This window comes from Faecalicoccus sp., assembly GCF_036552745.1.
Lineage (GTDB): Bacteria > Bacillota_I > Bacilli_A > Erysipelotrichales > Erysipelotrichaceae > Faecalicoccus.
In genome coordinates this window covers 1-10,219 of the sequence record NZ_JAXKBY010000153.1, presented here as the reverse complement: position 1 = coordinate 10,219, position 10,219 = coordinate 1, and the positions used below count along the sequence as shown (strand labels likewise).

The 10,219-nt window shown below is 41.3% G+C and carries 7 protein-coding genes; 4 read left to right on the top strand and 3 right to left on the bottom strand.

The annotated features are described in order from the left end of the window. A partial coding sequence (locus U0M88_RS07430; RefSeq protein WP_442902241.1) for a hypothetical protein occupies nucleotides 1–377 on the top strand: 377 nt, incomplete at its 5' end. A gap of 33 nt (nucleotides 378–410) precedes the next feature. Here U0M88_RS07430 and ybaK read toward each other — a convergent pair. From ybaK to U0M88_RS07415, 3 genes are read right to left on the bottom strand one after another with little or no spacing between them, the layout of a single operon-like run. Beyond that, the gene (ybaK, locus tag U0M88_RS07425; RefSeq protein ID WP_331869408.1) at nucleotides 411–893 is read right to left on the bottom strand and encodes a Cys-tRNA(Pro) deacylase; all 483 of its coding nucleotides are present in this window, start codon (nucleotides 891–893) and stop codon (nucleotides 411–413) included. Continuing rightward, nucleotides 890–1,465, bottom strand: a complete 576-nt coding sequence (locus U0M88_RS07420; protein ID WP_195223054.1) for an ANTAR domain-containing response regulator — start codon at nucleotides 1,463–1,465, stop codon at nucleotides 890–892. The genes ybaK and U0M88_RS07420 overlap by 4 nt, the downstream gene beginning before the upstream one ends. A gap of 13 nt (nucleotides 1,466–1,478) precedes the next feature. Next, entirely contained in the window at nucleotides 1,479–2,684 is a 1,206-nt protein-coding gene (locus U0M88_RS07415) for a glutamine synthetase family protein (protein ID WP_331869407.1), read from the bottom strand. A gap of 218 nt (nucleotides 2,685–2,902) precedes the next feature. Between U0M88_RS07415 and U0M88_RS07410 the strand changes: the two genes are divergently transcribed. From U0M88_RS07410 to gltB, 3 genes are all read left to right on the top strand, one after another. Then, entirely contained in the window at nucleotides 2,903–4,999 is a 2,097-nt protein-coding gene (locus tag U0M88_RS07410; RefSeq protein ID WP_331869406.1) for a glutamine synthetase III family protein, read from the top strand. A 72-nt stretch (nucleotides 5,000–5,071) separates the two neighbouring features. Further along, entirely contained in the window at nucleotides 5,072–6,655 is a 1,584-nt protein-coding gene (gene asnB / locus U0M88_RS07405) for an asparagine synthase B (RefSeq protein ID WP_331869405.1), read from the top strand. Between the two features lie 12 nt (nucleotides 6,656–6,667). Further along, on the top strand, nucleotides 6,668–10,219 hold a 3,552-nt coding region (gene gltB / locus U0M88_RS07400), incomplete at its 3' end, for a glutamate synthase large subunit (RefSeq protein ID WP_331869404.1).

Sequence of the window (10,219 nt, the reverse complement as noted above, 5' to 3'; positions counted from 1 at the left end):
TACAATATGTATATCAAAAGAAATGGGAAAATTTATACACGGATTCCTTACTGGAGAACGTAGAAGAGGATATCTTCTATCATGCCAATGTATTTGTGAATTTAAATCAAGAGTTTATACAAAAGCATACAAAGGAGGGTGCTATCAGCATGTGTAAAGCATTAGAAGAATATACACAGGAATGCATTGAAAAAGGGGAAAAAAGAGGGGAAAGAAAAGGCATTATTAAAGGTGAACAAAGAGGTTATTCAAAAGGTTTAACAAATAAGGCTTATGAAATAGCACAAAATATGTTATCCAAAGGTTGCCAGCACAATTTCATAGCCGATATGACAGGCCTTAGCCTTGATACCGTTCTTAAGCTTTCAAACCATTAAAAAGGCGCTGCAATTTGTAGCGTCTTTTCTAATCTATTTCGTTAACTCTGCATGATTTACAGGAAAATGATTTAAAAAGTCAGTTGTTTTCATCTCAATTTGTAGCCCGATCTTGCCTCCGCTAAAAAAGATATGCTCTTGTTGTAAACAAGATTCATCGATGAAAGTACGATATGTTTTTTTCATTCCCAAAGGTGAGCATCCCCCACGTATATAACCTGTAATCGATAACAAGTCCTTTACATGAATCATATCAACTGATTTTACACCGGCGGCTTTTGCACATTTTTTTAAATCCAGTTCCTTGGCAACCGGCAACATAAATACAATATACTCTCTTGTATTGGCCTGTGTCACCAACGTTTTAAAAACACAATTTTCATCTTGTCCCAAAATTTCGGCCACATGCACGCCATCAACTGCTTCATTACCATTATGCTCATACGTGTGCACCTGATAGTCCAGCTTCTTGGTATCTAATAAACGCATGGCGTTTGTCTTTGTGATTTTTTTCATGATGATCGTAAATCTCCTTCAATGATCGATCGAGCAATATCCACCTTTTTTTGTGATGTATCCATGGCAAGCTTTTCAATGTAATGATGCGCCTTCTTTTCATCCCAGTGATAATTTTCGATCAGTATCAGTTTAGCACGATAAATAATTTTTTCATCCTGTAATCGCTTTTTTTCTTTTTGAAGCTGTTTGGTCAAAGCTTGTATCTTAATTTGTGCAGCCATGCCATTGGCAATCGTCTGTAGTAACATTTGCCGGGAGGCCGGTAATGCCATCACAAAAATTCCTTGTTCCTTTACCTGAAAACAAATTTGATCATAAATATCATTTTTCACCAACAGTAAAACACCGATGGAAAACGCGACTTCAATTTCTCTGGCTGTACGGACACCAAACTCATCTTTTAAAGGCGGCTGTAGAATACAAAGATCATATCGTCTTTGTCGCAGCTGTTTCTTGGCATCCATGGCAGAGGATACAAATTGAATCCATGGATAGATTGTTCGCGGCAGGATTTCCTGAATGACCTTTCGTGTGCTTTCTACAGAAGTAACCACAAGAATATTCGACATAATTAAGTCCCGCTTATTTTAAATAATTCTTTAGTATTTCCTTTGGCAGCACACGTTGAATAAAATCACTGTTTTTTGCGATGGCAGAGGATTCTTCAAGTGAGGATGGAAGCGGTGTTAAATGAGATGTTATTTCTGTAGATGCCTGATATAAGTTTAAATCCACAGGATCTGCCGGTTCTCTTTGTTTCAATATACCCTCGATGCCTGCATAAATGATCAAGAGATAAACTAAGTAAGGATTAGAGGTACAGTCCGGTGATCGAAGCTCAATTCGTTTTTTCTGATTTCGTACGGCCGGAATACGAATGGCCTGAGATCGATTTTGATAAGACCATGTCACAAATTTGGGAGCCTTGCACTCTCCCAATCGCTGATAGCTTTCCGTACAGGGATTCAAAAATAAAGTAATCTCCGGCAAGCGATATAAAATACCGGCCATAAAGGCTCGTGTTTGATTCAAATGACCGGAATCATTGACCGATACATTGACATGCATACCGTTTCCACTATGCTCCTTTAAAGGCTTGGGATCAAAATCGGCCATTAAACCATTGGCCTTTGCGACCGTTCGTACGACCCATTTAAAGGTAGCCGCATCATCCGCTGCCTGCAACGGAGTACTGTAACGAAAATCAATTTCATTTTGTCCAGGTCCTTCCTCATGATGACTGGCCTCCGGATGTAATCCCATTTCCTGCAACGTAAAACAAATATCCTTTCGTACATCTTCACCCTGATCCTCCGGAGCGATATCCATATAGCCTGCCGTATCTAAAGGAATATGAGAGTTTTGTCCTTTTTCATCCGTCAAAAACAAATAGAACTCGAATTCTGTTCCGATCTGAATCTCGATTCCCTGCCCTTTGGCATACTGCTCTGCCTGTTTTAATAAATAGCGTGTATCCAGTTCAAAAGGCGTTCCATCCGGATATTGTATATCGCAATACATGCGAACGACCGAGCCATCCAAAGATCGCCATGGCAAAATGGATAACGTAGAAGGATCCGGCATCAAAAATAAATCGCTTTTGATATCGGTTCCAAACCCGGCTATTGCACTGGCATCAAAGCTTATTCCTTCCGCAAAGGCTCTGGGAAGCTCATCGGGTAAGATCGAAATATTTTTTTGATGACCGTAAATATCAAAGTAGGCCAATCGAATAAACGTTACGTTCTCTTCATTTACATAGGCAAGTACATCTTCTTTTGTGTACATGAAGTCACCTCCTGTTTTCCATTTATTTATACAACATATTATTTTTTGTTTCAAACTTTTCATAATTTTTCATAATTTTACATTTTTGTATTGACAATTTTATTTCCCACATTACAATAGTACACATAGAAACGGCAAGGATGCCAAAAAGCAGGAGTTTTCTCCTCCCTTTTTGCTTTGCCGTTTTTTTATTTTATCGCCTTAAAGGAGGAATCGACATGGCAAAATCTATTCCGGATCTGTTTGGATCCAAAGTGTTCAACGAAAAATGTATGAAGGAAGGCTTAGCTTCCGATACATACAAAGAGCTTCAAAAGACAATTCAGGAAGGAAAACCATTAAATCCAAAGATTGCCAACGCGGTGGCTCATGCCATGAAAGAATGGGCCATTGCACAGGGAGCAACCCACTATACACACTGGTTTCAACCAATGACCGGTGTAACAGCCGAAAAGCACGACAGCTTTATTGAGCCGGTAGATGGCGGAAAAGTTATCATGAGCTTTTCCGGAAAAGAATTGATCAAAGGAGAACCGGATGCTTCCAGTTTTCCTAACGGTGGTTTAAGAGCAACCTTTGAAGCCCGTGGTTATACCGCATGGGATCCTACATCGTATGCCTTTATCAAAGATGACGTACTTTGTATTCCAACGGCCTTTTGTTCCTATACCGGTCACACACTGGATAAGAAAACCCCTTTACTTAGAAGTATGGAGGCTATCAATACACAGGCTTTGCGAATCTTAAAGCTGTTTGGAAATACCGATGTGACATCAATCAAAACCACAGTGGGTCCGGAACAGGAGTATTTCCTGGTTGATAAAGACTACTATGCCAAACGTAAGGATTTGATTTATACCGGACGTACTTTATTTGGTGCCCCCTGCCCAAAAGGACAGGAAATGGAAGATCACTATTTTGGTACGATCAAATCACGTGTACAGTCTTTCATGAAAGACTTAAATGAAGAACTATGGAAACTGGGCATTGCGGCTAAGACAGAACATAACGAAGTAGCCCCTGCACAACATGAGCTGGCGCCGGTCTTCTCGACAACAAATATCGCCACTGATCATAATCAGTTAACCATGGAACTGATTCAGCGCATTGCCAAAAAACATGGAATGGTGGCTTTACTGCATGAAAAGCCATTTGAGGGCATCAACGGTTCCGGTAAACACAATAACTGGTCGATCTCAACCAACACCGGTAAAAACTTATTAGAGCCTGGTGATACACCTTATGAAAATGCACAGTTCTTATTATTCTTATCTGCCATCATCAAAGCCGTGGATGAACATCAGGATCTGCTTCGATTAAGCGTTGCCAGTGCCGGAAACGATCATCGACTAGGTGCCAACGAAGCCCCACCGGCTATCATTTCCGTTTTCCTGGGCGATGAATTAAACGCCGTATTAGAAGCGATCATCAACGATAAACCTTATGATGGAACAGAACATAAACTGATGAAGATCGGCGCTTGTGTATTGCCAAAGCTGCCAATGGACACAACCGATCGAAACCGAACCAGTCCCTTTGCCTTTACGGGAAATAAATTCGAATTCCGTATGCCAGGCTCCAGTTCTTCCATTTCCGGATGCAACTTCGTGTTAAATACCGTAGTGGCCAATACCCTGCGTGAATTTGCCGATGTGCTGGAAAAAGCGGATGATTTTGAAAGCAGCCTTCACAGTCTGATCAAACAAACATTGAAGGATCATCAACGAATCATCTTCAATGGCAACGGCTATGATGATGCCTGGATCGAAGAAGCTAAAAAACGTGGCTTGTTGAATCTTCGAACAACACCGGATGCTCTTCCTTATTTCATTCACGAAGAAAACATTCGCCTGTTTGAAACCGAAAAAGTATTAGATCGTGAAGAGATGGAATCACGCTATGAAATTACCATGGAAGAATACACAAAGGTCATCAACATAGAAGCTTTGACCATGATCAATATGGCAAAAAAAGAAATTCTTCCGGCGGGATCTCGCTATTCGAAAGAACTCAGCGATACCTGCTTATCTAAATGCCAGCTGGATGCCCAGATGGATGTAACTTACGAAAAAGAAATGTTGACACAGATCAACGCATTATTAAAAGAAGCCTATCAGGCTTGTTCTGAACTGGAAGAAAAAACAAATGTTCTGCATTCCATCCAAGATTTTGAAAAAGCAGCCTTCTTTGTACGCGATACGATCTTGCCGTGCATGGATGCACTACGAAAGCCTTGCGATGTCTTAGAAACCATGACGGATGACAAATTATGGCCATTTCCAACCTACGGAAAGCTGTTATTTGGCATTCTGTAACCAACATGATCATCTATCGAAACCGGCGGCAACTGCTGCCGGCTTTGATGGTCTTATTAGAAGGAGAAATTTATGTGCACAATTATGGGATATTTTAAAGAAGGAATCGATCCTTCTGTACTTCAAAAAGCCCTTGAAAAAACAAAGACCCGTGGACCTGATGATACACGTTTCTATTCATTTAAAAAAGGTGTGTTAGGATTTCAAAGATTGGCCATTATGGGATTAAACCAGGAAGGCATGCAGCCTTTTGTTTTTAAAAACTCAGCTATCGTATGTAATGGTGAGATCTATGGTTTTCGAAAGCTCAAAAAAGAATTGGAGGATAAAGGCTATACCTTTCAAAGTGAAAGTGACTGTGAGATTCTATTGCCGCTCTACGAAGAATATGGTGTTTCCCTTTTTGAAAAGCTGGATGCGGAATTTGCCTGTATTCTTTATGACGGAAATTCAGACAGTATCATTGCGGCCCGTGATCCGATCGGCATTCGACCTTTGTATTATGGGTATGACAAAAATAACGCCATCGTATTTGCCTCCGAGCCTAAAAACCTGATGGGAATTGTGAAAACCATCATCCCTTTTCCACCGGGACACTATTATGAAGATGGAAAGTTTGTCTGTTATGCCGATATGACCAAAGTGGATTCCTACATTCATGACGATTTGGAAATCATCTGTCAAAACATTCATGATCTTTTGATACAAGGTGTACAAAAGCGATTGGATGCCGATGCACCGGTTGGATTTTTATTAAGCGGTGGTTTAGATTCCTCTTTAGTCTGCGCCATCAGTCAAAAACTGCTTTCCAAACCCATTCGGACATTTGCGATTGGAATGAAAGAAGATGCCATTGACTTAAAATATGCCAGAGAAGTTGCCGATGCGATCCACAGCAACCATACGGAAGTCATCATCACCCAGGAAGATGTACTCAATGCCCTAGAAACGGTCATCTATCATCTGGCCACTTATGATATCACCACCATTCGTGCCAGCATCGGTATGTATCTGCTTTGTCAATATATTCATGATCATACAAACATCCGGGTATTATTGACCGGCGAGATCAGCGACGAGCTGTTTGGTTATAAATATACAGATTTTGCCCCGGATTCTGCATCTTTTCAAAAAGAAAGTGAAAAACGCATCAAAGAGATCCACATGTACGATGTATTACGTGCCGATCGATGCATCAGCTCTAACTCAATGGAAGCACGTGTTCCCTTCGGTGATATGGCATTCGTTCGCTATGCCATGCAGATCGATCCGGCTTTAAAGATGAATACGTATCATAAGGGCAAATACCTATTACGCCATGCGTTTGAAAAAGATAATATTCTTCCACACTCAATCTTAATGCGTGAAAAAGCTGCCTTTTCCGATGCGGTCGGTCATTCGTTAAGAGATACGATACAAGAAGCGGCCAACCAAAAATACACAGATCAGGAATTCGAAGAAAAACGAAAACAATATACTTTCAATCCCCCTTTCACCAAAGAATCCTTATGGTATCGGGAGATTTTTGAAACCTACTATCCAAATCAGGCATCTATGATCAAAGCATTCTGGATGCCAAACAAAGACTGGAAAGGCTGTGATGTAGATGATCCCAGCGCTCGTGTCCTTTCGAATTACGGAGATAGTGGAAAATAAGGAGGAAATGACATGAATCCAAATTTTGAACATGATGCCTGCGGTATCGGTACCGTGGTGCAAATCGATGGAAAACAAAGCTACGATGTTGTGGATAAAGCGCTGCATATCGTTGAAAAGCTGGAACACCGAGCCGGAAAAGACGCCAGTGGTAAAGTCGGTGATGGTGTTGGTGTACTCTTACAGATATCACATCGATTCTTTTCAAAGATTGCCAAACAGGAAAATATTTCCCTTGGTAAAGAAAGAGAATATGGCATCGGTATGTTTTTCTTTCCCCAGCAGGAATTAAAACGTAATCAACACAAACGTCTGTTCGAAACCATTGTGAAAAACGAAGGCGCCCGATTATTAGGTTGGCGTACCGTTTGTTGCCATCCGGAAATCTTAGGACAACCGGCTAAAGACTGCATGCCTTATATCGAGCAGGCTTTTATCGAAAAACCGGAAGGTATAGAAAAAGGCTTTGCGTTTGATCGGCTTTTATATGTGATTCGTCGTGAATTTGAAAAAAGTTGCCCGGAAACATATGTAGTCTCTTGTTCCAGTCGAACGATCGTTTATAAAGGAATGTTTTTAGTCGGGCAGCTTCGTAAATTTTATGAAGACCTGCAAGATACAGATTATCAGAGTGCCATTGCGATCGTGCATTCTCGATTTTCAACCAATACAACACCTTCCTGGCAGCGTGCGCATCCCAATCGTCTGATCGCCCACAATGGAGAAATCAATACGATTCGTGGCAATGTCGATCGAATGCTGGCCAGAGAAGAAAGCATGTCTTCTGACTTTCTGGATGCCAATTTAAAGAAGATCCTGCCAGTCATCAATGCCAAAGGCTCCGATAGTGCCATGTTGGATAATACGCTGGAATTCTTGATGATGAATGGTATGCCTTTGGCTAAAGCTGTCATGATTACGATCCCCGAGCCATGGAAACACGTACCTATGGAAGAACATAAAAAAGATTTTTATCACTATTATGCGACCATGATGGAACCATGGGATGGACCGGCTGCCATTCTCTTTTCAGATGGTGATCAGGTAGGTGCTGTATTAGATCGTAACGGTTTACGTCCAGCCCGTTATATGATCACCAAAGATAATCTATTGATCTTATCCAGTGAAGTCGGTGTATTGGATATTCCTGCCGAAAACATCCTCTGTAAATCACGATTGGAACCGGGAAAGATGGTATTGGTCGATACAAAAGCTAAAAAGATGTATAGCGATGTCGAGATCAAAAATCATTTTGCGACATTAAATCCATACGGAGAATGGCTGGATTTACATCTTTTACATCTAAAAGATCTGAAAGCCCCGGATAAAAAAACACAGATGCACACACAGGAAGAGCGTAATCGATTGTACAAGGTCTTTGGTTATACGTATGAAGATATCCAGGATGAAATCTTACCTATGGCAAAAAACGCCAGTGAGCCTACTGCCAGTATGGGTACCGATATTCCATTAGCCGTTTTAAGTAATCGACATCCTTTACTCTTCCATTACTTTAAACAGTTATTCGCTCAGGTTACCAATCCACCGATCGATTCTCTTCGTGAAGAAATTGTCACCGATACAACCGTGTATATCGGAAGCGATGGAAATCTGTTACAGGAAAAAAGTACAAACTGTAAAGTTTTAGAAGTCAACAACCCCATCTTGGATGCCCGTGATATGGATAAGATTCAAAACTTGAAAAAAGAAGGCTTTCAAAGCGCTACGATTTCCCTTTTGTTCTATCGCGGTATGCCTTTACAGGAAGCTTTGCATCATCTGTTTATCGAATGTGATCGGTTGTATAGAGATGGTGCCAACATTTTAATTTTAAGTGATAAAGGTGTAGATGAAAGCCATATGGCAATCCCCAGTCTACTGGCAGTATCGGCTTTAGAGCATCATTTGGTACAAACGAAAAAAAGAACAGCTGTTTCAATCATCCTGGAAAGTGGTGAACCTAGAGATGTTCATCAGTTTGCCTGTTTATTAGGCTATGGGGCAACGGCCATTTATCCTTACCTGGCGCATGAATGCATTGAAGAAATGATTGAAAAAGACATCTTAGATAAAGAGCCTTCTGTTGCGATTCGCGACTATAACGAAGCAATCCTTCATGGTATCGTCAAGATTGCCGCAAAGATGGGAATCTCCACCCTACAATCGTATCAAAGTGCCCAGATTTTTGAAGCCATTGGCATCTCTAAAAAAGTGATTGATCAATACTTCACCAATACCGTATCGCGTGTAGGAGGAATCGGCTTAAAAGAAATTGAAGAAGACCTTATCGTTCATCACGATCATGGTTTTGATCCATTAGGTCTTTCTTGTGATACCAAGTTAGACAGCTATGGTTTCCATAAGTTAAGAAGTGGGCAAGGTAAAGAAGATCATCTCTATGATCCGAAAACCATCGTAACGCTGCAAAGGGCAACGCGAGAAAACGATTACGAGCTTTTTAAAGAATATACAAAAAGAGTAAATGATAAAGAACATCCTCATACATTAAGAGCCTCTTTAGAATTCAAATCCAATCGAAAACCGATTTCGTTAGAAAAAGTCGAACCTGTATCTGAAATCGTAAAACGATTTAAGACCGGAGCAATGTCGTATGGTTCAATTTCTGAAGAAGCACATACTTGTATGGCCATTGCGATGAATCGACTGCACGGAAAATCTAATTCCGGTGAAGGCGGTGAAAAGCCGGAACGTTTAGGCACTGAAAAAAATTCAGCCATCAAGCAGGTCGCCAGCGGTCGATTTGGCGTAACCAGCGCTTATTTGGTCAGTGCCAAAGAAATACAAATTAAAATGGCACAGGGTGCAAAGCCCGGTGAAGGCGGACATCTGCCAGGCAAGAAAGTCTATCCATGGATTGCCAAGACCCGTTACAGTACACCCGGTGTTACCTTGATTTCACCACCACCTCATCATGATATTTATTCTATTGAGGACCTGGCACAGCTGATCTATGATTTAAAAAATGCCAATAAAGAAGCACGTATCAGCGTTAAGCTTGTCAGCGAAGCCGGTGTCGGAACGATTGCCAGCGGTGTGTCCAAAGCCGGAGCTACCGTTATATTGATTTCCGGTTATGATGGCGGTACCGGAGCCGCTCCCCAATCCAGCATTCACCATGCGGGATTACCTTGGGAATTGGGGTTGGCCGAAACCCATCAAAACCTGATTGATAATCACCTGCGTTCTCGTGTCATTCTGGAAACCGATGGTAAGCTGATGACCGGAAGAGATGTAGCCATTGCCTGTTTATTAGGAGCCGAGGAATTTGGCTTTGCGACTGCACCATTAGTTACTATGGGATGTATGATGATGCGTGTTTGTAATCAAGATACCTGTCCTTTCGGTGTTGCGACACAAAATGAATCCTTGCGTAAACGCTTTAAAGGAAAACCTGAATACGTGATGAATTTCATGTTGTTTATTGCCCAGGAATTACGTGAGATCATGGCAAGCCTAGGCTTTAGAAGCATCGACGAAATGGTTGGTCACAGCGATTGTCTGCAAGTGCGAAACGATTTAAAACCAAGACAAGCTATGTTGGAG

Excerpts from the sequence above, each read along its gene's own strand:
- ybaK (WP_331869408.1), bottom strand. The coding sequence starts at position 893 with ATGAAAAAAATCACAAAGACAAACGCCATGCGTTTATTAGATACCAAG.
- U0M88_RS07420 (WP_195223054.1), bottom strand. The coding sequence starts at position 1,465 with ATGTCGAATATTCTTGTGGTTACTTCTGTAGAAAGCACACGAAAGGTC.
- U0M88_RS07415 (WP_331869407.1), bottom strand. The coding sequence starts at position 2,684 with ATGTACACAAAAGAAGATGTACTTGCCTATGTAAATGAAGAGAACGTA.
- U0M88_RS07410 (WP_331869406.1), top strand. The coding sequence starts at position 2,903 with ATGGCAAAATCTATTCCGGATCTGTTTGGATCCAAAGTGTTCAACGAA.
- asnB (WP_331869405.1), top strand. The coding sequence starts at position 5,072 with ATGTGCACAATTATGGGATATTTTAAAGAAGGAATCGATCCTTCTGTA.